The organism is Paracholeplasma morum, from assembly GCF_016907055.1.
GTDB classification, from domain to species: Bacteria; Bacillota_I; Bacilli_A; order Acholeplasmatales; family UBA5453; genus Paracholeplasma; species Paracholeplasma morum.
The window spans coordinates 59,566-85,856 of sequence record NZ_JAFBBG010000003.1; the positions used below are offsets into that span (position 1 = coordinate 59,566).

Sequence of the window (26,291 nt, forward strand, 5' to 3'; positions counted from 1 at the left end):
ATTAAGTGGTGGGTAGTTCACAAGATTATAACTTGTTATAACGGGCCTTTTATTATATAATTAGTAATTGGGAAGTGATAATATGGAGAACCATTCAAATTTTATTAAAACAATTATGATTCAAGATCTTGAATCTAAAAAACACGATGAAATCATTACAAGATTTCCACCAGAACCAAACGGATACTTACATATCGGACACGCTAGAGCTGTTATTAACAACTTTGAACTAGCTAAAAACTTCGGAGGTAAAACTAACCTTCGTTTTGACGATACCAATCCAGGAAAAGAAGACGTAGAATACGTTAATGCCATTATTGAAGATATCAAGTGGCTTGGATATGAACCTAATAAAGTTCTTTATGCTTCCGACTATTTTGAAGAAATGTATCATAGAGCAATCCTTTTAATCAAGAAAGGTTTAGCCTATGTGGATGATTTATCTGCTGAAGAAATCAGTAAAACCAGAGGGAATTTAACTACTCCGGGCACAGAATCACCATTTAGAAACAGAAGCGTTAGTGAAAACATTGAGTTGTTTGAAAACATGAATAAAGGCATGTACAAAGAAGGCGAAAAAGTCTTAAGAGCCAAGATTGACATGGCTAGCCCTAACATGAATATGAGAGACCCTGTTATTTACCGTATAAGCTATGCTGAACACCACAATACAGGTAAGAGATGGTGCATTTATCCAATGTATGACTATGCTCATCCACTTGAAGATGCCATCGAAGGTATCACACACTCATTATGTAGTTTAGAGTTTGAAGACCACCGTCCGCTTTATGATTGGGTAGTTAGAGAAACTGAAATGCCTTTAATCCCTAGACAAATTGAATTTGGTCGCTTAAATATCGAAAACACAGTGATGAGTAAACGTTATTTAAAACAACTTGTCGATGAGAAACATGTTATTGGTTGGGATGATCCAAGAATGCCTACCCTTTCAGGATTAAGAAGAAGAGGCTATACACCAGAAGCCATTCGTAACTTTATTCTTGGGACAGGGTTATCGAGAATTAACACAACCGTTAATACAGACATGCTTGAATCGTTCTTAAGAGACGATTTAGCTAACAACAGTTCTAAATTGATGGGTGTAATTGACCCACTTAAAGTGACTGTTATCAACTATGATGAAGACAAAGTAGAAGCATTTACTGTGCCTTTTGATCCAAATAAACCAGAACTAGGTGAACGTACAGTATACTTCTCTAAACATCTTTATATTGAACAAGATGACTTCGTAGAAGTTAAACCAAATAAACACTGGAAGAGACTAGCTAAAGACGTTGAAGTGAGATTGTTCCACACCTATTTCATTAAGTGCGTAGATGTCATTAAAGATGAAACTGGTAAAGTAGTTGAACTTTTAGTTACTTACGATCCAGAAACTAAGTCAGGTTCAGGATTCAGTGAACGTAAACCTAACGGAACCATTCATTTCGTTTCTGCTCATCAATCAATTAAGACACAATTTAACCTATTTGGACCGCTTGTATTTGACGGAGAAGCGCCTTTCATCGAACGTTTGAATAAAGACTCGTGGATTAAGAAAGAAGGCTTCATTGAGGCTGCATTCAGCAAGGACATACCTACTAAATCATTCCAATTGATTCGTATGGGTTATTTCAACTTTGATAAAGTCTCAACGAAAGAAAACATGGTATTAAACCGAATTGTTGAGCTAAAAAGTTCATTTCAAAAATAATAAAAAGGGGTCGCCCCTTTTTCAATTTAAGGAGTACTATGAAACTATCAGGTTTAAATCATAATCAACTAGATGCTGTAAAATCGATTGATGGGTCAGTTGCAGTTATTGCAGGGGCTGGTTCAGGTAAAACAAGAACTTTAACGTATAGAATCGCAAACATGATTGAATCAGGTATTGACCCTAAAACGATTTTAGCGGTCACATTTACCAACAAAGCAGCCAAAGAAATGAAGGAAAGAGTAGTTGATTTGGTCGGACCAAGTGGGTTCGCACCAATCATCTCAACATTCCACTCCTTTTGTGCGCGCTTTATTAGGGACGAAGTGGACTATCTTGGAGAGCCTTATAATAGACACTTTTTAATCATGGATGAAGATGACTCTAAACAAGTCATTAGAGATTCTGTAAAAGAGTTAAACTTAGATCCAAACAGGTATTCATCGAATCGTCTAAAAGACTATTTCTCTAAAGTTAAAAATGGACAATATGACCAATTAGACTTTGAAGATGAGAAAGTGTTTAACAGGTATAATGAATACTTAAAGCAAAACAACGCGATGGATTTTGATGATTTATTAAACTTTACAGTGAAATTACTTAAAGATAATCCAGGGTTACTCGAAAAGTATCAAACCTATTATCAATTCATTCTCATTGATGAGTTCCAAGATACCAACATCATTCAATATGAATTGGTTAGATTACTAGGCGCTAAGCATAAAAATGTATTTATCGTTGGCGATCCTGATCAAAGTATTTATGGGTTTCGTGGTGCAAATTATGAGAACTACACCTATTTTTTAAATGATTTTAAACCTAAAGTGATTGTGTTAGATGAAAACTATCGTTCTACAATGAATGTCTTAAACGCAGCTAATAAATTGATTAGCAACAACCGAAACCGAAAAACAATCAAGAACTTAAAAAGTGAACTTGGTGAAGGAACTAAGGTCATTCAAGAGGTTCGTGAATCTGACAAGGATGAAGCTTACTTTGTCGCAAGAGCGATTGAGATTGTAGTCAATAATGGGGCGATGTTTAAAGATATCGCAGTATTATATCGCAGTAATGCCATTGGAAGAATATTTGAAGAAGCATTCTTAAAGTATAATATCCCTTATGTCATCTATGGTGGCATTTCATTCTTTGCGAGAAAAGAAATTAAGGATATCTTATCTTATATTAGATTAGCTTTATTCTCACACGACAATATATCCTTAAAACGTGTGATTAATACGCCTAGACGTAAAATAGGGAATGTGACCATTAGCAAACTAGAAACATTCGCCCAAATACACAAAATTTCTATGTATGATGCCCTAGATAGGCTTAATGTCACCGGACAAACTAGGGACGCTTTACTAAGTTTTAAATCCGTTATTGAGACTTTGAAAAAAGAGATTAATACAGTATATGACTTAACCCAAGTCGTTGATGTTGCCCTTAGGGTTTCCGGCTATGAAGAAATGCTTAGACAAGAAGGCAATGAAGGCAAAGACAGATACGATAACATCATGGAACTAAAGAGTATCTTCTATAATGGAGCAACCGATTATAAAGGCACTAACTTAGAGAAAATTGAGCAAATCTTGGATGACTTAGCCCTAAAAACCGATGTTGATTTAATCGAAGATCGTAACACCGTTAAGCTTGCGACGATTCACCAAGTAAAAGGTCTCGAGTTTAAAGTTGTATTCATGGTAGCCATGGAAGAGAGTATTTTTCCATCTGATATTATGGGTAGTTTTACTGAGATTGAAGAAGAAAGACGCGTATGTTATGTAGGGGTAACTAGAGCTAAAGAACGTCTTATTTTATCACACGCAAAACAACGTTTCAGATTTGGTCAAATTCAATACAATAGCCCTTCTAGATTTTTAGAAGAAATGAATATCGAAGAAAAAGAAGCCCCAAGAATCATTGTTCGTAAAGAAGAACCACAAGTTGATTTTGTCGAAGATGATATCAAAGTCGGAGATCAAGTGTTCCATGAAAAATATGGAAAAGGTGTTGTCGTAATGAAAAATGAAGACATTACAAGAGTAGCTTTTTCGATACAATTTGGACTTAAATTATTTACAACTGGGCATCAAGCGTTAAAGAAAATAAAAACAGCTAACTAGAATAGTTGTTCATAATTAAATAAAACATATAAATGCGAGACTTTTTTGTCCGCATTTTTTTGTTTTCTGGGTCTAAATGAGTGAGATTGATAAAATATGTCAAAATGATGATTAAAACAGAGAAAATCTAAAAGAGTATTTGATGTATTAGAGCAAAATAATCATAAAATTATTGGCTTAATGTGTAGAATAACGCTCAATTAAGGGAAGAATATCATTCTAATGTAGCTATTTTTAATAGGGTATATCCATAGATCTTTTTCTTCGGAATATTTCAATGTTAGGAAAACTAGTTAAAAAAAATATGATCATAAACCGCCAATAAAGGTCTTTTCAAATTCAGACGGCTTCATATCGCGAAAATCATCTGGTAAGAGAATTTAATAATTATCTAGTTTTTTTAATGGAATCGGAAGTTCTAGTCATGTCATTGATTGGAGGTATAAGAAACACTAATTATGAGCTTTTTTTCGTTTTATGAAAGTTATTTCATCGGTGTGTTTGAAATATGATTAAATTATAGAGTAAATTTTAATATAACTAGGTATGTATTGTTAGGTGATTTTTATTAAATTGGATGATAAACAACAACGCGTAGTTAATGCTGAAGAAAAGAGTATTTTTCTACTTGCTGGAGCAGGATCAGGTAAAACTAGAGTCTTAATTGAGCGCGTGAGGCAGTTACTGTCTAAAAATGAAGAAAACACATCAGTCTTGATTTTATCATTCACTGTTAAGAGTGTAATGGAGTTAAAAAACAGACTATCAAAAGTACTAGATAATGTCTATATATCAACATTTCATGGGTTGTGTTATCAAGTGGTTTCTAGGGTGAATAAACCGAAGCTATTGGATGAGTCTTATAAAACGGATCTCACACTTTCAGATGAAGAAATTACTCAAGTACAGGCCGACAAAAGACTTTTGAACTATAAAAACATGAGAACAAAGCCATTTATCGAATATCATAACTTTTTGTTAAAAAACGGGCTGATTGACTATATTGATTTAGAGTTATTAGCGCTAGACTACTTGAAGAATAATCAAAATCAATTCGTTGATTTTCTTCAATTTGATTATATTTTTGTCGATGAGTTTCAAGACACTTCAATTACGCAGTTTGAACTGTTAAAAGTTCTCAAATCGAACAAATCATCTATTTTCGCTGTTGGAGATCCCGATCAAAGCATATATAAGTTTAGGGGGACAAGTTCTAAAGTTATCGATGAATATCAAAAGTATTTTAATGCAAAAACATACATTCTAGATTATAACTACAGGTCGTGTGAAGTGATAACCACACACGCAAACCGACTGATAAATAATAACCATAAACGACTGAAGAAAACATTGATTCCAAAACGTACTGATATGGGGACGCTTTCTATTCATGGGTATCAATCAAGTGATTTAGAATCTGATTTCGTCATCACTCAAGTACTAGATTTTATTAATAGAGGTATAAAGCTTAAAGAGATTGCGGTTTTATACCGTAACCACTATCAAGCTGTAACATTAAAACAAAAGCTAGAAGATACCTATCTGATGGATTTAACCGTACTAACTTTTCATCAGTCAAAAGGGTTAGAGTTTGAAGTGGTCTTTGTGATTGGGGTAAGAGATTCAAAGGTATCTAGTAGAAAAGAACTGGAAGAAGAAAGACGGCTGTTTTTTGTCGCAATGACGAGAGCGAAAACCCATCTAATGATTAGCTATATTAAGAATCAAAATAAACCACGTTTTGTGAGAGAACTGAAACACAGAAATGAAACATAGAAAACAGTTGTCAATTGTATGCCTTGCGTATTTAAATATGTTATAATATTTACGGTGATTTTTATGACAGAAATAGAAAAGAAAATGCGCGATTTAGAAAAGCAAATAGAAAAAGCAAACTATGAGTATCACACACTAGATAAGCCTAGTATTTCTGATAGAGATTATGACATGATGTTAAATGAACTCATCGAACTAGAAGAAACTTATCCCTTATTTAAGTCTCCTACCTCACCAACAGTTAAAGTTGGCGGGGTTGTTTTAGATAAATTCGTTAAAGTAAAACATGAGAAACCTATGATGTCTCTAGCAAATGCCTTTAACAATCAAGAACTCATTGAGTTCGATAAGAGAGTATCCAAAGAAGTTACTGAATATTCTTATAATATGGAACTCAAAATTGATGGATTAGCAATCAACCTTACCTACGTTAATGGGGTTCTCGCTAGAGCATCCACTCGTGGAGATGGGGTGGTTGGTGAAGACGTCACTGAAAATATTAAAACCATTAGAAGCATTCCTATCGAGTTAAGAAAACCCCTTAGCCTTGAAGTCAGAGGCGAGGTTTTTATGCCTTATTCAAGCTTTCATAAGGCAAATGAAGAACGTTTAAAGGAAGGGTTAGAACTCTTTAAAAACGCTCGTAATGCGGCGGCGGGGACCATTAGACAACTAGATTCTAGCATCGTTAGAAAACGAAACTTAGATATGTTTTGTTATACACTAGTAGAACCACATAAATACGGCATTCATACCCAAGAGGGCGTTTTAACATTCCTAAATGACTTGGGGTTAAAAACCAATCCTAACTATAAAGTAGTGAACTCAATTGAAGAAGTCATTTCTGAAATTAGTCGTTATGATGTTTTGAGGAAAGAACTCAGTTATGATACGGACGGTGTTGTGATCAAAGTTAATGAACTAGATAAGTACGATCAAATTGGTCAAACAGTCAAATACCCTAAGTGGGCGATTGCGTACAAGTTTGCCCCTGAAGAAGTGGTTACTACGCTAAATTCAATTACATTCCAAGTGGGGAGAACTGGTGTGATTACACCGGTTGCTGAGTTATCTCCAGTGATGATATCAGGCTCACTCGTATCTCGTGCTACGCTTCATAATGAAGACTATATTAAGGCACTAGATATTGAGATTAATGATAAAGTTATTGTAAGAAAAGCAGGCGAAATCATTCCTGAAGTGGTTGGACCAGTGCTAGAAGAAAGAAAAAATACGATTAAGTTCGAAATGATAAAAACATGCCCAAGTTGTGGAGATCTTCTACATAGAGAGGCGGAAGAAGCAGATTGGTTTTGTGTAAACCCGGGTTGCCCAGCTCAACACATAGGCAAATTAATTCATTTTTCAAGTCGTGGTGCGATGAACATCGATACGCTTGGTGAAAAAGTGGTTGTTCAGTTGTTCGAGGAAAACCTCTTAAAAGACATTAGAGATATTTACGTTTTAAAAGATCAAAAAGAAAGACTTATGACACTTGACCGAATGGGTGAGAAAAAAGTAGATAACCTGCTTATGGCGATAGAAAATAGTAAATCCATGCCACTAGATAAGCTCTTATTCGGTTTAGGCATAAAGCATGTAGGCGCTAAGGTTGCAAAAATTATTCTTAAGAGATACCCTTCCTTAGAGTTGTTATCAAATGCTTCAGTAGAAGACCTAAAAACAATTCCTGACATTGGCTTAGCCACTGCAGAGAGCATACATCATTTCTTCCATACCGAGTATGCAAGAAAACTTATCCAAGACTTAAAAGAGATTGGGCTACAAGTTGAGATGGAAGTAACAGAGACAACCTCTAACTTATTACAAGATAAAACCTTTGTCTTAACAGGGAAACTTGAAACTCTAGGAAGAGAAGAAGCCCAAACCATCATCGAAAAACTTGGTGGGAAAGTATCCGGTTCTGTTAGTAAAAAGACAGACTATGTTTTGGCTGGATCAGATGCAGGTTCAAAACTTGAGAAAGCAATTTCACTTGGTATTGAAGTGATTGATGAAAAGAGATTTAAGGAGATGACTTCCATTGAATAATGAGTATATCGTTATTAAAGGCGCAAGAGCCAATAACTTAAAAAATATAGACGTTAAAATTCCTAAGAATAAACTTGTTGTTATGACGGGGCTTTCAGGCTCAGGGAAGTCTAGCTTGGCTTTTGATACACTCTATCAAGAAGGTCAACGCAGATATGTTGAGTCACTAAGCAGTTATGCAAGAATGTTTTTAGGTAGTTTTGAGAAACCAGATGTTGATAAAATTGATGGCTTAAGTCCAGCGATTTCCATCGACCAAAGGTCTACCTCAAATAACCCAAGATCAACCGTAGGGACAGTCACAGAAATCTATGACTATTTTAGACTACTCTACTCCAAGATAGGCACACCCTATTGTCCCGGTAGTGATATTCCACTTTCTAAACAAACCATTGAAGAAATGACTAACCGTGTGTTAGAACTAGAAGAAAACACAAGGGTTATGGTTATGAGTCCGGTTGTTAAAATGCAAAAAGGCACTCATAAAAAAACCTTGGAGAAATTTGTAAAGGAAGGGTTCATTCGTGCAGTTATTAACGGAGAACTTGTCGATTTAGAACCTGTTATTGAATTAGATAAAAACAAAAAACATGACATATCTTTGGTCATTGACCGTTTGGTAGTTAAACCTGATATTAGAAGTCGCTTGTATGATGCACTAGAACTTGCAACCAATATGAGTGGCGGATTCTCTGAGGTTCAAATCATCAATGGAGAAAAATTCACCTTTAGTCAATCTTACTCTTGCCCAGATAGTGACTTCTCAGTACCTGATTTAGAACCAAGACTGTTTTCCTTTAATAGTCCAATTGGTGCATGTCCAGATTGTAATGGATTAGGAAAGAAACTTACAGTCTCTGAAGGATTAGTGGTTAACCCTAAAAAATCCATTAAAGATGGGGGCATTATTCCTTATCGTAATCAAGATGCTGAAAACTTACAAGCACTCGAATTAGAGATTGTATGCAATCACTATAAGATTGATACGGATAAACCAATGGGAGAGTTATCAAGAAAACAACTCGACATCATTTTGTATGGAAACGATGAAAAACTCTTCTTTAAACTAAAGAGTTCATCAGGACGAGTCCATGAAACAACCAAAGCTTATGAAGGGGTTATCACAAACCTTCAAAGAAGATATATTGAGACAAGTAGCACATGGATTAGAGAGTGGATTGAGTCTTATATGACTGAAAGAACTTGTAGCACTTGTGAAGGGAAACGTCTTAATAAAGCCACTTTATCCGTAAAGATAAACAAAGAAAATATCTCTGACTTAATGGCAAAAAGTGTTGAAGACATTCTCGCATTTATTGAACATCTAAAGTTATCAGTCACTGAATACAAGATCTCTGAAACCATCACAAACGAAATTAAGACCCGTTTACAATTCTTAAAGGATGTTGGTCTAGAATACTTAACCCTTGCTAGAGAAGCAACCACTTTATCAGGAGGAGAAGCACAGCGTATTAGGCTTGCTACTCAAATAGGTTCCATGCTATCTGGGGTTTTATATGTACTAGATGAACCATCCATTGGATTACATCAAAGAGATAACCACAAACTAATCGAAACATTAAAGAAGATGAGAGATTTAGGTAATACTATGGTTGTCGTTGAACACGATGAAGAAACCATGCTCGCGAGTGATTACTTAATTGATATCGGTCCTGGTGCCGGTGTCCATGGCGGGGAACTCATTGCTTATGGTACCCCACAAGAAGTCATGGCAAACCCTAAGAGTATTACAGGTTTATACTTAACCGGTAAACTCAAAATAGACGTTCCTCAAACTAGAAGAGAAGGTAACGGCAAGATTATTGAAATCTTAGGGGCTACTCAAAACAACCTCAAAAACATCGATGTTAAATTTCCAATGGGTAAACTTATCTGTGTCACTGGGGTATCAGGTTCAGGTAAATCAACACTTGTAAATGAAATTCTTTATAAGAGTATCCATAAATCCTTATATAAAACCAAAGATGAGCCTGGCGCTCATAAAGGCATTTTAGGAATTGAGAACGTCAATCGAATCATCGATATTTCACAATCTCCTATTGGTCGTACACCAAGAAGTAACCCAGCCACCTATACAGGCGTATTTGACGATATTAGAGATGTATTCGCTATGACAAATGAAGCGAAGATTAGAGGGTATCAAAAGGGACGCTTTAGCTTTAACGTTAAAGGTGGTCGTTGTGAAACCTGTGGTGGAGATGGCGTTAAACGTATTACAATGCACTTCTTACCCGACGTATACGTTCAGTGCGAAGTGTGTGGCGGTAAACGCTACAACAACGAAACCTTACAAGTTAAGTATAAGGGCAAGACCATTGCCGATGTCTTAGATATGACGGTTGAATATGCGCTAGAATTCTTTGAAAATATTCCAAAGATTAAAGATAAACTTCAAACCATCCATGATGTGGGGTTAGGGTATATGACATTAGGTCAATCCGCTACAACATTGTCTGGTGGTGAGGCTCAAAGAGTAAAATTGGCCTCTGAACTCTATAGGAGGATTACCCCTCAAACGCTATATATTCTTGATGAACCAACTACTGGCTTGCATGTGGATGATGTTAAGCGTTTGATGCATGTCATTGACCGAATTGTCGATGAAGGTGCTACCGTTGTGGTCATTGAGCACAATTTAGATGTGATTAAATGTGCGGATCATATCATTGATTTAGGTAAAGAAGGCGGCGCTATGGGTGGAAACATCGTATTTACAGGAACCCCAGAAGGCTTAATCGAATGCGAAGATTCCTATACAGGGATGTATTTAAAGCCACTCTTAAGAAAGTAGGACTATAGGATGAAGAAAAACCCATTACTAGTCGAAATAGATCAAAGTTATGGTTATTCCATGCTAAGAGTCTATGTATTTAATTTAATTGCTTTTATGACTGCCATTGGACTAACTTCCGAGTTGAAAGTAGATCATATAGTGGGCTTCGTCATATTAACGATTCTTTATACGTTAGTTGAGTTTCTATTAATCAATGTAACTAAACGGTTTTTATTTAAATACGTGATTAAGACTCTTGGGTTATTGCTGTTACTAATATATATCGTTTTGATATATCTAGCGGTCGAAATGGTTCCTGATGTGAGGTTTACTTCTACCTTAGGATTTGTTTTATTCACCCTTGTGTTTTTAGTCATTAAAATACTGTTAGTCTATTATTACGATAAATTCGTTCAATCAAAAAGGAGGCACTTATGAAAGGTATCAAAGTGATTCAACTAGCAAAAGACAACCAACTGACTCCGGTGGCTGGCTTTAAGGGACTAGAAGGTTATGTTAAAGACGACATGATTTCTAGACCAGGTATTGAACTAGCAGGGTTTATGGACTTTTTTGACCCTCTAAGAGTCATTCTAATCGGATCTAAAGAAAACTCATTTTTTCAGTTATTTAGAAAAGAAATCCAAGAAGAAAGACTAAAAGAAATCTTTGAATTAAAACCCCCAGCTGTGATATTCTCCGTAAATGTTGAAGTCGATGAAGTGTATATTCGCTTGGGTAACCTTTATAATGTTCCGATTTTAAAGAGCAATATTAGAACAACCCCTTTAAACTCTAAGTTATATTCATACCTTCAAGAAAAACTAGCTGTAAGAAAGAGCGTTCATGGAGTCTTGTTAGATATAGGTGGATTAGGATGCCTAATCATTGGTAAGAGTGGGATCGGTAAAAGCGAAACTGCGCTTGAACTAATCAAACGTGGACACATCTTAATTGCCGATGACAGAGTCGATGTCTATCAAAAGGATGTTGGAATCTTAATCGGACAAGCCCCACAAATTCTTGAGCGTTACTTAGAAATTAGAGGCATTGGCATCGTCGATGTCGTTAGTATGTTTGGTGTCGGCGCCTATAGAGAAACGAAAAAGATTAGATTAGTGGTAGAACTTGAGAAATGGGAAGAAGATAAGTACTATGACAGACTAGGGTTAGACTTAGAAACCACTAAGTACTTTGATACTGAAATTCCAAAAGTTACCATTCCTGTATTACCGGGTAGAAACGTGGCTACACTCGTTGAAAGTGCAGCAATGAATGAGAAACTTAAGTACATGGGTTATCATGCAGCCTTTAACTTAACAAGAGAAATCACAAGAAGCATGAAGAAAAATGAGGTAGATGATAATGAATAACATCAAGACACACATCTTAGAAAATAAAAGAAAATACATTATGGCAGGGCTAATGGTTTTTTGGTTTCTTTTACTAATAGTGATTGCAACCAACAAGCCAAAAATCAGCCATGCAGGTTATAAATCCTTTGATAGCATTGCGATTTCAATTGGTGGGTTTAGCATCGCATGGTATGCAATATTCATACTTACAGGAATCATTTTTGCGGCAATCGCAGCAATGGAAGAAGCAGACCTATTAGGCATCGATAGAGACCACATCTATGATGGATTACTATATGCAGTACCACTTGCGATTATTGGGGCTAGATTATACTATGTAATCTTTGATCCAGTTGGAGGATACACTTCCATTGGTGATATTTTCAATATTCGTAGTGGTGGATTAGCGATTCATGGTGCTGTCATAGTCACGATTATATTTTTAATCATATTCACCAAAGTGAAACATATTTCAATCTTTAAATTTTTAGACCTGCTTGCACCAGGGTTCTTGATTGGTCAAGTTATTGGTCGATGGGGAAACTTCTTTAACCAAGAAGCCAACGGTATCGCAACTACTCGTGGATTCTTAAGAGACACCTTGAAACTTCCTAAGTTTATTGTCGATAATATGTACTTCTATGACTCCAATGTTGGTGAAGTCAGTTATTATCATCCAACGTTCTTATACGAAGGCGTTTGGAATGCAATTGGGCTTGTAATCATGTTAGTGCTTAGACGTAAAAAAGGGTTGAAGTCTGGAGACCTGATTGGGATATATTTAATTTGGTATGGACTAGGTAGAGCAATGCTTGAACAGTTCTTAAGAACAGATCCATTAATGTTAGGAAGCACAGACATCAGAATCAACGTGTTAAACTCACTTGTATTATTTGTTGGTGGTGGCATCGCATACCTTGTCTTGAAACGTATTTTCGTCAAAGACCTTCCAGATTATGTTGATTGCTTAGACCTTACTTTAAAGAAATGATCGATACAGTACTATTTGATTTTGATGGAACAGTCATTGATTCCAACCAGTTAATTCTCGATAATTTTAAGTCTGTTTTTGAAGTTGCTTTACCTCATGTGAAGCTTAAAGAAGAAGACTACTTAATGTTTATCGGACCAACTTTGAAACAAAGTATTAGTAAGTATACAACCAGTGAAGAAGAACTAAATAGGATCATAGATATGTATAGAAAGAGAAATGTTGAATTACATGATTTATACGTAAAACCCTATGATGGTGCGAAAATCCTTTTTCAAAGATTGAAAGAAAAAGGGATAAAGATTGGCATTGTGTCTTCAAAGATGCACTACTTAATCAAGCGCGGATTAGCGATTTGTGAATTAACGGAATATGTTGATTATATAGTAGGTAGTGATGATGTAGAAAACCATAAACCACACCCTGAGCCAATATTAAAAGCCATTGAGTTCTTTCAAACCCAAAATGCCATTTATGTTGGGGATCATCCTAATGATATCCTAGCAGCAAAGAATGCAAAGATTCCTTCTATAGGTGTAATGTATTCTTGGGTTAAAGACGAACTTAAGAAAAGTAATCCTACATATTTGGTGTATAGTTTATTAGAAATAGAAGAGGTGATTTCATGTATGATGTAATTATTATCGGTGCAGGACCTTCTGGGTTAACTGCAGCGATTTATGCAGCAAGAGCCAACCTAAGTGCATTGATGATTGAAAAAGGTGCACCTGGTGGACAAATTGTTAATACGAACGAAATTGAAAACTACACAGGTTTTCAAAAACTTTCAGGCAGTGATTTAGCTCTAAAAATGTTTGATCATGCCATGGCTCTTGGTGCAAACTATGAGTATGGTAATGTGATGGAAGTTAAAAAGATAGGCGACTTCTTTGAAGTGATTACAGACTCTAACACCTATCAATCCAAAGCCGTTATTGTGGCATCAGGAATGTTACCAAGAACCTTAAATGTTCCAAATGAAGAACAATTAAAGAGTAACGGTATTAGTTTCTGTGCAATTTGTGATGGTCCAATTTATAAAGGGGAAAAAGTGGTTGTTGTCGGTGGTGGAAACAGTGCCGTTGAAGAAGCTACTTACTTAGCCTCTTTAGTCCAACACCTCACAGTCATTCAAAACTTAAAAGAATTGACAGCAGATAAAAAAGCCGTTGAGTTACTTCTTAAACAAAAGAATGTAACCGTACTTTATGAATCATTAGTTGAGGAGTTCATCGTTGGTGATGACGGTAAACTATCTGGCGTTATTGTAAAAGATGCTAACAATGTCGTTAAAACCATTGAAGCAAGAGGTGTATTTGAATACATCGGCTGGCTACCTGTTACGCATATGGTTAAACCACTAGGTGTTACCGATCAATGGGGTTATATTATCGCCAATGAAAAGATGGAAACGAGTGTTCCAGGATTATTCGCCTCTGGGGACGTCAGACAAAAACAAATCAGACAAGTAGTTACAGCAACTGCAGATGGTGCAATAGCGGTTCAAAATGTTTTGAAATATTTAGAATCTAGGTAATATTATGTCGTTTGCGAGAACTGTAAAAGAAGAAGTTGTGAAAATTCAAACCGATAGACAAGAACAACTAGCCGAACTTTCGGCTCTTTTGCATTTGAACACAGACTTACATATAACGAACGAAGGCATGTACTTGGAGTTTCATACGAATAACCCCTCAATTGCGAGAAGGTTTTATGTTTTGGTTAAAAATATGTATGAAGCGAAAATAGAGATCATTTCTAAAAAAGAAGTTAAACTTAAAAAGAAAAGCGGCTATTTGGTATTAGTTAAGTCACACGTCTCTAAAATTATTGAAGAACATTCAATGGTTGATCAAAACACATTAGAGTATGAATTCTTAACCGAAACCGATGAAGCCAAAAGAGCTTATTTAAGAGGCGCCTTTCTTGCCTGTGGATCCGTTAATGACCCAATTAAACCTACTTATCATTTGGAGTTATTCATTCATAGTAAAATAGATGCCGTATTTACACAAAGACTAATGAATCACTTTGATTTAAATGCGAAAATCACTGCTAGAAGACAAGGCCTTATCGTCTACTTAAAAGAAGCAGAGGCAATCAGTTCATTCTTAAGCGTTATTGGGGCATTTGAATCGGTCTTTAAGTTTGAAGACATCAGAATCAAGCGAGACTTTAACAACTCAATCAATCGATTAATTAACATAGAAATTGCTAATGAGAAAAAAACAATTACCGCAGCCAATGAACAACTTGAAGACATCGAAGTGATTAAGAAGAATAAAGCCTACGCAACCCTGGAAGACAAACTTAAAGAAACCATTAGGTTTAGAGAAACTTATCCAGATGCATCCTTATCTGAACTGATTAAAATCTATAAAACTGAGACTGGACAAAACTTGTCCAGATCAGGGATGAATCACCGGTTGATTAAAATAAAACAACTAGCAGATTCAATAAGAGAGGGTCAAAAATGAGTATAGAAGTTGGGATTGATTTAGTCGATAACAAACGAATCGAATCGTTAATGAGTGAGAAGTTCATTGAAAGAATATTATCTGTTGAAGAAAGACAAGTCTTTGAACGTATTACAGATCATGTAAGAAAAGTCACTTATTTAGCAGGAAGGTTTGCTGCAAAAGAAGCGGTATTTAAAGCGCTAAAGAATGGGGATAAAACGGCAAACTATACGGACTTTAGCATTTTAAACGATGAGTTTGGTGCTCCCTATATGGTAAGTTCTAGATTTTCTATATTTGATACAGTAAAAGTCTCTATATCTCACACAGATGACTATGCCACTGCAATCGTTATTATTGAGAAAAAAGGATAATTACCATATTTTTGTTTTATCTTGTAAGAATGCCTATAGTTTTGTATAATAACATAGGAGCAAGGAGAGATTTATATGCCACGTGTACAACAAAAACCAAAATCAAAAAACAGTAACAAACAACAAGTAAATGCAAGAACGCAAATGGATTATAAAATATTAAAGGTGGCTGGAATTTCACTTCTTGTCATTCTAGTATTAGCTGTAGGGTATTTACTGCTAGATAAATATGTATTTAATAAAGATAACCAAACCGAAACTAAACGTTTTGAAGACTTAACACATATTAGCTTAAGCGAATATAAATGGTTATTAAATGAAGATGACACCAATCCACTTAAAAATGTGGAACATGAAGTATATGTTTTTATTTATAACGGAGATTATGATGTTTGTGAGATGTGTGAAACACTTGAAGCAGACGTTAAAGATGCTGCCTCTAAAGCCAAAGACAAAGGGTATTCTTTCTTTGTTTTAGATTATAACAAGTATCCAGAAATTCAAAGCTATGTCAGTGGGTTATTTTTACCTAATAGACCAGGTTTAGTGCATATTTCAGGCGATTCATATGCTGATAATGCAATCAACACAAGTGAAAATGGCATTTTATACGTTTTAAAATCAATAACTAAGTAAGAGGGCGAACGCCCTTTTCCTACGAAAAAAGGTGGTAAATATGGATCAATTATTAGTCAAAGAAATAAGCAACACGTTAAGTGTTAAAGAAACTCAAGTAGAATCAGTATTAAAACTCTTAGATGAAGGAAACACAATCCCATTCATTGCCCGTTACCGTAAAGAAGTAACCGGTGGATTAGATGAAGAACAAATCAACGAGATTCATAAATCCTGGGAATATGGTGTTAACTTATTAAAGCGCAAAGATGATGTCATTCGTTTGATCGAAGAAAAAGGAATGATGACTGAAGACTTAAGAAACCAAATCTTAAGTTCAACTAAACTAGTTGAGGTTGAAGATTTATATAGACCATTCAAAGAAAAGAAAAAGACCAAGGCAACCGAAGCGATTGCAAAAGGCCTAGAACCTCTTGCAAAACTCATTTTAAGCATGCCTTCTAGCATTGATATCGAATCAGAAGCAAAAGCCTTTATAACCGAAGAAGTGCCTACTGTATTAGATGCCTTAACAGGGGCTAAATACATTATTGCAGAACAAATCAGCGATAATGCAGATTATCGTAAAGCTTTGCGTGTTGAAATGGAAGTAGACGGTTTAATCGTCGCCAAAGCAAAGAAGAATGCAGAAGCGTTAGACGAAAAAGGAACATACACAATGTACTATGATCATGTCGAAAAAGTTTCGAAATCGGTACCACATCGTATCCTTGCAATGAACCGCGCAGAAGACGAAAAAATTATTACGATTTCTATTGACAGTAACATAGAAGCAATGTTAAAATATCTCGGTTCTAAAATTATAACCAATCCAAACTCCCCAGTTGTCTATCTGATTAATGAAGCAATTGAGGATGCATTAAAGCGATTGATTTATCCAAGTTTAGAGCGCGAAATTAGATCAGACTTAACCAGTAAGGCAGAAGATCAAGCGATTGAAGTCTTCGCATTAAACTTAAGAAACCTCCTATTACAAAGACCTATGAAAGATAAGGTTGTACTAGGAATAGACCCAGCTTATCGTACAGGATGTAAATTATGTGTGGTAAATGAGCAAGGAACCGTTCTTCAAAAAGGCGTTATCTACCCTCACGAGAAGTATAAAGGTGAGAAAGAAGCCATTGAACGTCTCCCTCTATCTGAAAAGATTGTTAAACAGTTTATTGCAAAACACCAAGTAGACATCATTGCCATTGGTAATGGTACTGCCTCTAGAGAAACTGAAGCCTTCGTTGCTGAATTGCTTAGAAAAAATGACTTAACCACAAAGTATGTCATTGTTTCTGAAGCTGGAGCCTCTGTATACTCTGCAAGTGAACTTGCTAGAGAAGAGTTCCCAGATTATTCAGTTGAAGAAAGAAGCGCAGCCTCTATTGCAAGACGTCTTCAAGACCCATTATCAGAACTTGTTAAGATTGACCCTAAATCAATCGGTGTTGGTCAATATCAACACGATGTATCACAAAAGAAATTATCTGAATCGCTAGATTTTATTGTAAGTAATGCAGTTAACCAAGTTGGTGTTAACATTAACACTGCCTCAAAAGCACTACTAACATACGTATCTGGATTAAATAAGACGGTATCTGAAAATATCGTTAAATACCGTGATGAAAATGGTGCGTTTAAAAACCGTAACCAAATCAAAAAAGTCCCACGTTTAGGGGACAAAGCGTTTGAACAATCGGTGGGGTTCTTACGCATCGTAGGTGGAAATGAAGCACTGGATATGACACCTGTCCATCCAGAATCCTATGAACCTGCGAAAAAAATCATGTCTATGTATGGCATTACATCTGACTTATTTGGTAAACCTGAATTGAAGGCAATTATCGATAAGATCAACCGTAATGAACTTCAAAAAACACTAGGCATTGATTCATACACCTTAGCTGACATTCTCGATGCATTTATTGCCCCTCTAAGAGACCCAAGAGACCAATTTGACGCTCCAGTATTAAGAAATGATATCCTTCATTTAGAAGACTTAAAACCTGGAATGATGTTAGAAGGTACTGTAAGAAACGTAGTTGATTTCGGTGCTTTCGTAGATTGTGGTTTAAAAGAAGATGGTTTAGTCCATATTTCAAAATTATCCAAGGGCTTTGTCAAGCATCCAAAAGATGTGGTCGCCGTTGGTGATATCGTAAAAGTATGGGTATTAAGTGTAGATGAAAAACGAGGTAAAGTCTCTCTCTCTATGATCGAGCCTCGTTAATATAAAATTTTATTAATGTAAAAAAAGCACAACTCTCTCTCCTGTGCTTTTTTTATTTTTATAAAACATCAATTTTCTGAATTTGTATTCGAAATAAGTTGACACTTATGCCAAAATAGGTTATCATATAATAGCGCATTTGGAGTAGTACTCAAGAGGCTGAAGAGGCGCCCCTGCTAAGGGTGTAGGTCGGTGAAAACCGGCGCGAGGGTTCAAATCCCTCCTGCTCCGCCACTTGCGCTTTCACAATTAAACTGGCCCGTTGGAGAAACGGTTAACTCACATGCCTTTCACGCATGCATTCACGGGTTCGAATCCCGTACGGGTCACCAATGTTTTCAGTGTCCTCATTTCATAGAGAAATGGGGACTTTTTTTGTCTTCACAAAACCATTACTGAATTTGAAATTAATGTGTCTTGGCTAATGAAATATCGTGTGTTTGAGAGTGCTGAAAAGCAGCAAATCACCTCAACAATTCTGATTTAGAGTGTCAACAATAGTTTTTGCAGAACTTACGACATCAAAGCAAAATTACTACCTGGAAAAGGAAGTTAATATAAAGTCTCAAAAATATGTTTTTTTATGTCAATGATCAGTATTTTATAAGATTCAAAATTTATTTCTTTACATTCTAGCTTGTTTCGTGTACAATATGATAGTGAGCACTAACACTAAAAGGAGAATATTATGAAAAAACTAACAACACTCATCATGAAATACCCAGTAAAGACACTTATATTTACATTTGTTATAATGATTGGGTTAATTATTGGTGTGACCCAAATTGAATTAAAAACAGGAAATGATACATTAATCTCTGATAACACAGATATTTATCAAGATAATGAAGCTTATCAAAATGAATTCGGTAAAGATCCAATCGTTTTGATTTTTGATCAAGAAACACTATTTGAGTCATCATCATTATTTTTGATGAATGATATCCAACAAAATATTGAAAATCTAGAAGGCATTTTTGCTATTAACAGCCCAGTCACAATTATCAATCAAATAAGTATATCACTTTACAACCAAACTGAAAATGGACTGAATCAAATGTCTTTAGGATTAAATGCACTATCGTTACAACTTGATCAACTTTCAACTCAGATGGTATCTGGGAATCCCTCGGAATTACCTGATCTAGAAGCACTATCAACAAATTTAGGCCAAATGATTACTGCACAAGATCAACTCAACACAGGGTTGGTCAATATGTTCAGTATATTAGACTTATTAAATTTAGCAGTAGTCGACTTAAAAATGGATCTAAACACTCTAAAGACGCAGATTGAAGCAGATCCAACAATGACAGAAGAACTAGAACTTACTGAATTAACGATTTTGCAAACAGAAACCATTAACCAAAGTATTTCACAATTATTATTACAAGAAGATATGACATCAATCCCTGCACAAACCAGTCTAGCTATAAGTCAATTGATGGTTACCCTATTTGATCTATCAGGCATATTAAATACACAACTCGAATCTATCCAAACATTATCCCAAGCATTACATACAATGAGCGTCAATTTAGGAAATATGGGTACAAATTTAGCTCAAATACATACTCATTTCAATGCATTTGAACCTGGATTTCCAAGTTCTCCAGAAACGCTTCATATGATGATTTATGGTGAATCAAGTGAAGTCAAACAAATGTTTAGTAGTTTTATCGTAAATGAAGAGCAACTACGTATGGTCATTGTCTTAAATGGTAACGTCACTGACCAACAAATTGATGCTATCTATGAAACAATAATCAATCGACTAGAACTAGAGGGTAGTGAAGATAAAGTCTTAGTTTCAGGAAAGCCAATTTTAGACCGCTCAATCAAATCTTCTATGATGGAGAGCATGCAATATATGATGATATCTGCTGTAGTCATTATGATTTTGATATTACTACTGATTTATAAAGTTCGCATGAGACTTTTACCGATTGTTATGATTTTATTCGCAGTTGTTGCAACCGTTGGTATGATGGGATGGTTATCCATTGGATTAACTATGGTATCTATGGCAGTATTTCCTGTTCTCATCGGATTGGGAATAGATTATTTTATACAGTTTCAAACACGATATGAAGAGGAAAGAGGTTAAGACATGAAACACGATAAAGCATTATTCATGACCATAAAAAAAATGGTCCCAGCAGTTTTAATTGCAATGATCTCAACTGGACTAGGACTGTTAAGTCTATATCGATCTAAAGTACCAATGATTAATGATTTCGGTGCAATGCTAACCTTAGGTATTGTAATAGCATTTATGATTGGAATCTTCATTTTTATACCGTTTTTATATATTAGAGATAAACACTTTCCTAAAGAAGAAAAACTAAAAATGTCAAAAAAGGTAAAGCCGAATTTATTCATTTCAAATTTTGTAGGGGGAGTATTAAAGTTTAAATTTGTTATTTTAAGCTTAGCAATCGTTCTAGCAATTGTTGGTATTTATGTTGATCAAAGTGCAGAAGCAGAAACCAACCTTGAAAACTTTATGCCTCAAGACAGTGAAGCTTTAGCCGACATTAAAACTCTAAGAAATATAATTGGCTCAACAGAGCAAATCGCTATTATCATAGAAGACACATATATTTTATCTTTAGAAAACCTTGAATCTATTAGAGATGTTGAAAATCTATTGATAACTAAATATGAGGAAAATATTATTGAAACATCATCTTTGTTAAGTCTACTTGAAATGATGGGTTTAGGAAATCTTGAAATGATTAATGAGACAACGTTACAAGGAATGCCTATAGACCAGAGAAAGTTATTCATTAATGAGTCTTATACAAAGACAGTGATTAATGTTTCAATTGTAGAGATGAGTGATGAGCAATTCAGTAGTTTTATTAATAATCTAGAAAAAGATATCAATCTTATCAATAAAGATTCAAAGATATCAATTACTGGACAATCTGTGATTGATATCGAAATGATGAATGCATTAACAACAGGACGATATGAAATCACAATGATTGGGTTAGTACTTATATTTATCAGTTTATTAGTCATTTACAGATCTTTTTATAGAGCAATTCTCCCCATTATTCCAATTGTTATTATTGTTGGATGGAGTGGAGGTATCATGGCATTGTTTGGTATTAGCTACACACCCTTAACTGCAACATTAGGAGCATTAATAATGGGGATAGGTACCGAGTTCACCATATTGATTTCAGAACGATTTGAAGAAGAAAAATTGAAGACTGATAATCGACAAGAAGCAATCAAAAACACTTTTTCAAGAATGGCAAACCCTATACTTGTATCTGCTTTAACAACCATGGGCGGGTTTAGCGCACTTATCTTTTCAGACTTCGTGATTTTATCTAATTTTGGTATAATGACATTAGTCAATTTATCATTAGCATTGCTATCAACAATTGTAGTTCTACCTACAATTTTAGCAATTACATTCACTAGGAAGTTAAGGTATTAATACCTGTAACTGCTTCATAAGAAAGATGGTGAGGATTTGAAAGAGAAAAAAGATTTAATTTTAGAAGCTAGTTTAGAAGTGTTTTCAGAAAAGGGATATAGTTCAGCAACCACTCTAGAGATATCAAAAAGAGCAGGTGTATCTGAAATGACACTATTTCGTCATTTCCAAACGAAAAACAATTTGTTTTTAAAATCCATTAAGCAAGCTATAGGAGATTCTATCGTTGATGACCTATCAATTGATATCAACAATGATATTAAAGACTTTATAAGATTATTGATACATGAAAAAATGGTCATGATCTCTAAACACACAGGACTGATAAAAATGCTCATTAGAGAAACATTAGCACATACTTTACCTCAAGAATTGGGATTCACAAAGATGATTTATAATCAAGTGATTCAAAAACTATCACGTTATGTTTCTTATCATCAATTAAATGTGGATTCTATTTCAATAGCAGAGATTGTAGTTGGCTTGTTACTTAGATATGCAATTATGGAAGAAAAGCCAATGTATCATCTATTAGAAGAGGTTGAGCAAAAAAAATATTTATCTAGTTATTTAAACATTTTAAACATCTAAAAGGAGATTTATTAAATGATAGTACTTGCGTTTTTGATTATATTGACTATTTTAGCTATGTATGCTGGAAAATTTATTAGAAAGCATAATGTAAAAATCTATATTGTTGCAGTTATTGTATCGATACTTGCATTTATTTTACAAGACAAAGCTTTCACAACACCCATTATGCAAGGCTTTTTGGGATTAAGTTTCTTCTACATTGTTATGATTACAGGAGCAATTGATAAGAAACATAAAATCAAAGCTAAATTTATGGGACTTAGAAGAGAATTCTCTATTATAGGATTTATTGTTATTTCACCACATGCATTAAATTACACACTTCAAGGACTCAATGGAACAAGATCACTAGAGTGGTTTGGATTGATCAGTTTTGTATTGATGATTCCACTGTTTGTGACATCGTTTTTGAAGATAAGAAAGAAAATGAAACCAAAAACATGGAACCTCATTCAATCTGCAGCATATATTATTTATTTATTGTTATTTATTCACTTAATTTTAAACTATACCAAAACTATTAATTTAGTGTTATATGTTGCTATTTTCGGGTTTTATTTTGTATTGAAAATCATATACGAGATTAAAAAAATCAGAACCAAAAAACACAAACAAGTTTGTTAAAAACATAGTATTGGATGTGAATCTTGCTTCATGAACCTAATGAAATGGGCTACTTGATAATCATCTAAAATGAGTTATAATGGAAAGTAAACAGGAGGTAGTATACTTATTAATTATTTATTTATTGTAAACGAATAACCATATGGTAACGAAAAGCCTTATAATGCTTTAAGATTAGCAATGACTCTACAAAAAGAACAAAACGCTATAGTCAATATGTTTTTTATGGGTGACAGTGTTGTTTGTGCAATGAAAAACCAAAAAACTCCAGATGGATATTATAATATTGAACGAATGGTTAAAGCTGTTTCAAGAAAAAATGGTGGAGTTTTCTTATACGGAACATGCTTAGATGCTAGAGGCATTCCAGATGAACTCATCATTGATACGACAAAGAGAAGTACAATGTCTGAACTAGCTGAATTGACAGAAAAAGCAGGAAAAATTTTGGTGTTTTAAAATAAAAAGGGGAGCATTTTATATTTCTAGATTGTAAATAGTATATGAATTTAATAAGTAAAACACTTTAGAACGACATGCAAGAAAACATATATACACAACTCAAACGTAATACATTGTATTGCGTTTTTTGTTTATGTGTAGTACAATGTAATACAAAGGGGTTGATTGTATGTCTATATCCATTAGAATGAACGATATAGAATTAGAACTTATAAAAAAATATGCTGAACTTAATGGATCAACGGTTTCAGAAGTTATGCGAAAAGCAATCTTAGAAAAAATCGAAGACGAGTTCGATATTTTTCTATACGAAAAAGCGTATAAAGCATATGAACAAAATTCTAGAACATACACCATAGAAGAAGCGAAGTCTTTACTAGGTATCAAATGATGTATCGGGTTGAGTTAAGTGAAAATGCTCTAAAGACCTTTAAAAAAATGGACAAGCAAATAGCAACGATGATTTTTGCATGGATATCTAAAAATTTGGAAGGTTGTAAAAATCCAAGAATTCATGGAAAAGGGTTGGCTGCTGACAAAAAAGGTATCTGGAGATACAGAGTTGGAGACTATAGACTACTTGCTCATATTTTTGATGATCGATTAATCATATTGGTCGTTGATGCAGGTCATCGGAGAGACATTTATAAGTAAATTAGACAGTTTAACTAAGAATAAATTAAAAAATCGGGAAAATTCGTGAACCAGTACGGGTCACCATAACTAGCCGAATAGTCATTCTCACCCGTGAGAGTGGCTTTTTTTGTCCTTTAGATCCAATAAAATGAGTATAATTAAGTACGCGGTAAACGTCAAATAACTACACCCTAAGATTAAAAGAACGCAAAGCAGTTTGCACTGTTGGGCGTTTTCGTCACTGTTAGTCCATTCCCGCCATGTCGGCGATTGGAGCGTTTTTAGTCATTTTGTAGTGTTTTTGGTATACTTTTGCTGTAGGGTAATAACTCGTCTATGGATTTATGGTTCAGATGATCTAAGACATATTCTAGGTATTTTGACACTTGTAAGTTATTGATTTTCGCTGTCTGTATAATCGAGAATAATACGGTTGTGTATCTTGCAAGGAAGCATTCATTTTTACCCATACCAACCTCTATTTTGCAAGAAAATACACTCCTTCGCGCGCGTTACTAGGTCAAAGATGGGGTGAATACTTGTGTTTATTGCAAAGAAGAATCGCGAAATTACGAAAAATTATGCAAATGAATGCGCTTCCATTGTTCATATGGGTTTGATAAACTGTAATTGACAAGTGTGTAGATAGGGTTTATCTGCATGCTTAGAAATAGGAAAAAGGAGAAAAGTATGAAAAAACTATTGGTCGCAGTATTGGCAATTGGTTTTGTATTCTCTATGTTTGCCTGCAAACCTAAGGGGCAAAGTGAGGTAGAAAAGATTATTGCTGAAGCAGAAAAGATGACTTTAGTTGAATTAATGGCTAAAGCATATGAAGAATCAAATGGTAAAACACTTGAGGGGATTGGTAACTCTAGCCGTGGTAAAACAGCTGGTGAAGCATTCGTCTTAGCGATGAAGGCAGCTTATCCAAATTATACAGGTACTATTAGCTGGCAACAACCTAAGGAAAACTCAATTTTCCAAATGCTAACCAGTGACTCTAAGAGCCCAAACCCAGTATTCTCCATGACTTTGATTCAGGATGGCAGCCAAATTCAAAGTAAAATGGTTGAAACTGGAGTTCTAAAGAACTTTATACCAAAAGAATGGCGTGAATCTGCGGGTGTAAACGTTGAAAAAGATGGATCACCATTAACATTACAAACACTTAATAAAGTATTCATGTATAACAACTTAGGCGACAAAGTTATCAATAACGTTTGGGACTTCGTTAAACAAGGAGAAAGACCATTATTCATGGGATTGGAATCAGAACCAGTTGGGTTCAACTTCTTATTAATGCTTACTAAAGATGAATATGCAAACCTAGTTAAACAAGCATTTGATGCACTAGATGCAACTGAAAAAGCTTATTTCCAACCAATCGTTGATTCAGTAGCTGCAAAAGCAACTGAACTTAAATTGGGTGCGAATGGCAAGTATTCATTAGCATGGATTAAACTATGGACACAACAAATGAACGTTATGACTGACGATGGTCCAATCATGAACGAATTAGTTACAACCACAGCTGTTGATGAAACTGCATTATTGGTTTATTCAAAACTTCGTTCAATTTCTGAAACAGAAACTTCATCTGTTAATAACGTAACCGTTGCAGCCTATACACCTGGTTATGTTGGATTTGGTGGATTTGGTTATAAACACTTCCTACAAATTCCAGAATCAAGTCCACTTCCTTGGACAGCCGCAGCATTTATCACATTCATGGTAACTGTTGAAGAAGGTTTCCATCCTTGGGGTAAAGACATGGGCGGATACAGTGCTAACCCACAACTAAGAGCAGACCACACACAAGATGGTTTCGTTGATGGTGTTGACACATTCCCTGCTAAGAACGACAGAGGGTATGACTGGTGGGTAAGTACAGGTGTTTATGGTGGTAGATTAATCATTGAAGACCCTGTTTATGCATCATCAGTATCATTCACAGTTGGTGAATGGATTCTAAGTTTACAATAAAACACAAAAACATTGATTGAATAGTGGAAATTCATGGGAG

Annotated in this window: 22 protein-coding genes, 2 tRNA genes and 1 pseudogene; 24 read left to right on the top strand and 1 reads right to left on the bottom strand. The window is 35.0% G+C overall.

Annotated elements, in window-relative coordinates; genetic code table 11:
* The first annotated feature begins 82 nt into the window (after window positions 1–82).
* From JN09_RS02420 to JN09_RS02530, 23 genes and pseudogenes are all read left to right on the top strand, one after another.
* Complete coding sequence (locus JN09_RS02420; RefSeq protein WP_204432280.1) at window positions 83–1,714, top strand: glutamine--tRNA ligase/YqeY domain fusion protein; 1,632 nt, start codon at window positions 83–85, stop codon at window positions 1,712–1,714.
* A 38-nt stretch (window positions 1,715–1,752) separates the two neighbouring features.
* A complete protein-coding gene (locus JN09_RS02425) occupies window positions 1,753–3,840 on the top strand; it encodes an ATP-dependent helicase (protein ID WP_204432283.1) in 2,088 nt (695 codons plus the stop codon).
* 573 nt (window positions 3,841–4,413) lie between these two features.
* On the top strand, window positions 4,414–5,616 hold the full coding sequence (locus tag JN09_RS02430) for an ATP-dependent helicase (protein ID WP_204432285.1): 1,203 nt from the start codon (window positions 4,414–4,416) through the stop codon (window positions 5,614–5,616).
* A 63-nt stretch (window positions 5,617–5,679) separates the two neighbouring features.
* Window positions 5,680–7,668, top strand: coding sequence for an NAD-dependent DNA ligase LigA (gene ligA, locus JN09_RS02435; protein ID WP_204432288.1), 1,989 nt, complete (start codon window positions 5,680–5,682; stop codon window positions 7,666–7,668).
* Entirely contained in the window at window positions 7,661–10,480 is a 2,820-nt protein-coding gene (uvrA, locus tag JN09_RS02440) for an excinuclease ABC subunit UvrA (protein ID WP_204432290.1), read from the top strand. Before ligA ends, uvrA begins: the two co-directional genes overlap by 8 nt.
* Before the next feature lie 9 nt (window positions 10,481–10,489).
* On the top strand, window positions 10,490–10,900 hold the full coding sequence (locus JN09_RS02445; RefSeq protein WP_204432292.1) for a phage holin family protein: 411 nt from the start codon (window positions 10,490–10,492) through the stop codon (window positions 10,898–10,900).
* Window positions 10,897–11,835 carry an HPr(Ser) kinase/phosphatase gene (gene hprK, locus JN09_RS02450; RefSeq protein WP_204432299.1) on the top strand — a complete coding sequence of 313 codons (939 nt, stop codon included), beginning with the start codon at window positions 10,897–10,899 and terminating at the stop codon, window positions 11,833–11,835. Before JN09_RS02445 ends, hprK begins: the two co-directional genes overlap by 4 nt.
* Entirely contained in the window at window positions 11,828–12,808 is a 981-nt protein-coding gene (gene lgt, locus JN09_RS02455; protein WP_204432301.1) for a prolipoprotein diacylglyceryl transferase, read from the top strand. Before hprK ends, lgt begins: the two co-directional genes overlap by 8 nt.
* On the top strand, window positions 12,805–13,446 hold the full coding sequence (locus JN09_RS02460; RefSeq protein ID WP_204432303.1) for an HAD-IA family hydrolase: 642 nt from the start codon (window positions 12,805–12,807) through the stop codon (window positions 13,444–13,446). Before lgt ends, JN09_RS02460 begins: the two co-directional genes overlap by 4 nt.
* Window positions 13,434–14,345 carry an FAD-dependent oxidoreductase gene (locus JN09_RS02465; protein ID WP_204432305.1) on the top strand — a complete coding sequence of 304 codons (912 nt, stop codon included), beginning with the start codon at window positions 13,434–13,436 and terminating at the stop codon, window positions 14,343–14,345. The genes JN09_RS02460 and JN09_RS02465 overlap by 13 nt, the downstream gene beginning before the upstream one ends.
* A gap of 4 nt (window positions 14,346–14,349) precedes the next feature.
* Entirely contained in the window at window positions 14,350–15,285 is a 936-nt protein-coding gene (gene whiA, locus JN09_RS02470; protein ID WP_204432309.1) for a DNA-binding protein WhiA, read from the top strand.
* Window positions 15,282–15,641, top strand: a complete 360-nt coding sequence (gene acpS, locus JN09_RS02475; RefSeq protein ID WP_204432311.1) for a holo-ACP synthase — start codon at window positions 15,282–15,284, stop codon at window positions 15,639–15,641. Before whiA ends, acpS begins: the two co-directional genes overlap by 4 nt.
* 75 nt (window positions 15,642–15,716) lie before the next feature.
* Entirely contained in the window at window positions 15,717–16,277 is a 561-nt protein-coding gene (locus JN09_RS02480) for a hypothetical protein (RefSeq protein ID WP_204432313.1), read from the top strand.
* 40 nt (window positions 16,278–16,317) lie between these two features.
* Window positions 16,318–18,495, top strand: a complete 2,178-nt coding sequence (locus JN09_RS02485; protein WP_235985167.1) for a Tex family protein — start codon at window positions 16,318–16,320, stop codon at window positions 18,493–18,495.
* Window positions 18,496–18,636: 141 nt separating this feature from the next.
* A tRNA-Ser gene (locus JN09_RS02490) sits at window positions 18,637–18,729 on the top strand.
* Window positions 18,730–18,751: 22 nt separating this feature from the next.
* Window positions 18,752–18,827: transfer RNA gene (locus tag JN09_RS02495), tRNA-Glu, on the top strand.
* A gap of 356 nt (window positions 18,828–19,183) precedes the next feature.
* Window positions 19,184–20,602, top strand: a complete 1,419-nt coding sequence (locus tag JN09_RS02500; protein WP_204432315.1) for an MMPL family transporter — start codon at window positions 19,184–19,186, stop codon at window positions 20,600–20,602.
* 3 nt (window positions 20,603–20,605) lie between these two features.
* Entirely contained in the window at window positions 20,606–21,949 is a 1,344-nt protein-coding gene (locus tag JN09_RS02505; protein ID WP_204432316.1) for an efflux RND transporter permease subunit, read from the top strand.
* Between the two features lie 36 nt (window positions 21,950–21,985).
* Window positions 21,986–22,540, top strand: coding sequence for a TetR/AcrR family transcriptional regulator (locus JN09_RS02510; protein WP_204432317.1), 555 nt, complete (start codon window positions 21,986–21,988; stop codon window positions 22,538–22,540).
* A 15-nt stretch (window positions 22,541–22,555) separates the two neighbouring features.
* A complete protein-coding gene (locus JN09_RS02515) occupies window positions 22,556–23,167 on the top strand; it encodes a ferric reductase-like transmembrane domain-containing protein (protein WP_204432323.1) in 612 nt (203 codons plus the stop codon).
* A gap of 150 nt (window positions 23,168–23,317) precedes the next feature.
* Window positions 23,318–23,626, top strand: a pseudogene (locus JN09_RS02520) (DsrE/DsrF/TusD sulfur relay family protein); the annotation flags it as partial.
* Window positions 23,627–23,798: 172 nt separating this feature from the next.
* Window positions 23,799–24,020: a type II toxin-antitoxin system RelB family antitoxin gene (relB, locus tag JN09_RS02525; RefSeq protein WP_204432327.1), complete on the top strand. Its 222-nt coding sequence runs from the start codon at window positions 23,799–23,801 to the stop codon at window positions 24,018–24,020.
* The gene (locus JN09_RS02530; RefSeq protein WP_204432329.1) at window positions 24,017–24,283 is read left to right on the top strand and encodes a type II toxin-antitoxin system RelE family toxin; all 267 of its coding nucleotides are present in this window, start codon (window positions 24,017–24,019) and stop codon (window positions 24,281–24,283) included. Before relB ends, JN09_RS02530 begins: the two co-directional genes overlap by 4 nt.
* A 263-nt stretch (window positions 24,284–24,546) precedes the next feature.
* Here the strand turns inward: JN09_RS02530 and JN09_RS02535 are convergent, their stop codons facing one another.
* Window positions 24,547–24,735, bottom strand: coding sequence for a transposase domain-containing protein (locus JN09_RS02535; protein ID WP_204432331.1), 189 nt, complete (start codon window positions 24,733–24,735; stop codon window positions 24,547–24,549).
* A gap of 220 nt (window positions 24,736–24,955) precedes the next feature.
* Here JN09_RS02535 and JN09_RS02540 point away from each other — a divergent pair, with 220 nt between their 5' ends.
* Window positions 24,956–26,251, top strand: a complete 1,296-nt coding sequence (locus tag JN09_RS02540; protein WP_204432332.1) for a hypothetical protein — start codon at window positions 24,956–24,958, stop codon at window positions 26,249–26,251.
* Window positions 26,252–26,291: the final 40 nt, after the last annotated feature.

What these genes read in the sequence shown, in the direction of transcription:
- JN09_RS02420 (WP_204432280.1), top strand. Translation starts at nt 83, where the DNA reads ATGGAGAACCATTCAAATTTTATTAAAACAATTATGATTCAAGATCTT.
- JN09_RS02425 (WP_204432283.1), top strand. Translation starts at nt 1,753, where the DNA reads ATGAAACTATCAGGTTTAAATCATAATCAACTAGATGCTGTAAAATCG.
- ligA (WP_204432288.1), top strand. Translation starts at nt 5,680, where the DNA reads ATGACAGAAATAGAAAAGAAAATGCGCGATTTAGAAAAGCAAATAGAA.
- JN09_RS02445 (WP_204432292.1), top strand. Translation starts at nt 10,490, where the DNA reads ATGAAGAAAAACCCATTACTAGTCGAAATAGATCAAAGTTATGGTTAT.
- hprK (WP_204432299.1), top strand. Translation starts at nt 10,897, where the DNA reads ATGAAAGGTATCAAAGTGATTCAACTAGCAAAAGACAACCAACTGACT.
- lgt (WP_204432301.1), top strand. Translation starts at nt 11,828, where the DNA reads ATGAATAACATCAAGACACACATCTTAGAAAATAAAAGAAAATACATT.
- JN09_RS02460 (WP_204432303.1), top strand. Translation starts at nt 12,805, where the DNA reads ATGATCGATACAGTACTATTTGATTTTGATGGAACAGTCATTGATTCC.
- JN09_RS02465 (WP_204432305.1), top strand. Translation starts at nt 13,434, where the DNA reads ATGTATGATGTAATTATTATCGGTGCAGGACCTTCTGGGTTAACTGCA.
- whiA (WP_204432309.1), top strand. Translation starts at nt 14,350, where the DNA reads ATGTCGTTTGCGAGAACTGTAAAAGAAGAAGTTGTGAAAATTCAAACC.
- acpS (WP_204432311.1), top strand. Translation starts at nt 15,282, where the DNA reads ATGAGTATAGAAGTTGGGATTGATTTAGTCGATAACAAACGAATCGAA.
- JN09_RS02480 (WP_204432313.1), top strand. Translation starts at nt 15,717, where the DNA reads ATGCCACGTGTACAACAAAAACCAAAATCAAAAAACAGTAACAAACAA.
- JN09_RS02485 (WP_235985167.1), top strand. Translation starts at nt 16,318, where the DNA reads ATGGATCAATTATTAGTCAAAGAAATAAGCAACACGTTAAGTGTTAAA.
- JN09_RS02500 (WP_204432315.1), top strand. Translation starts at nt 19,184, where the DNA reads ATGAAAAAACTAACAACACTCATCATGAAATACCCAGTAAAGACACTT.
- JN09_RS02505 (WP_204432316.1), top strand. Translation starts at nt 20,606, where the DNA reads ATGAAACACGATAAAGCATTATTCATGACCATAAAAAAAATGGTCCCA.
- JN09_RS02515 (WP_204432323.1), top strand. Translation starts at nt 22,556, where the DNA reads ATGATAGTACTTGCGTTTTTGATTATATTGACTATTTTAGCTATGTAT.
- relB (WP_204432327.1), top strand. Translation starts at nt 23,799, where the DNA reads ATGTCTATATCCATTAGAATGAACGATATAGAATTAGAACTTATAAAA.
- JN09_RS02530 (WP_204432329.1), top strand. Translation starts at nt 24,017, where the DNA reads ATGATGTATCGGGTTGAGTTAAGTGAAAATGCTCTAAAGACCTTTAAA.
- JN09_RS02535 (WP_204432331.1), bottom strand. Translation starts at nt 24,735, where the DNA reads ATGGGTAAAAATGAATGCTTCCTTGCAAGATACACAACCGTATTATTC.
- JN09_RS02540 (WP_204432332.1), top strand. Translation starts at nt 24,956, where the DNA reads ATGAAAAAACTATTGGTCGCAGTATTGGCAATTGGTTTTGTATTCTCT.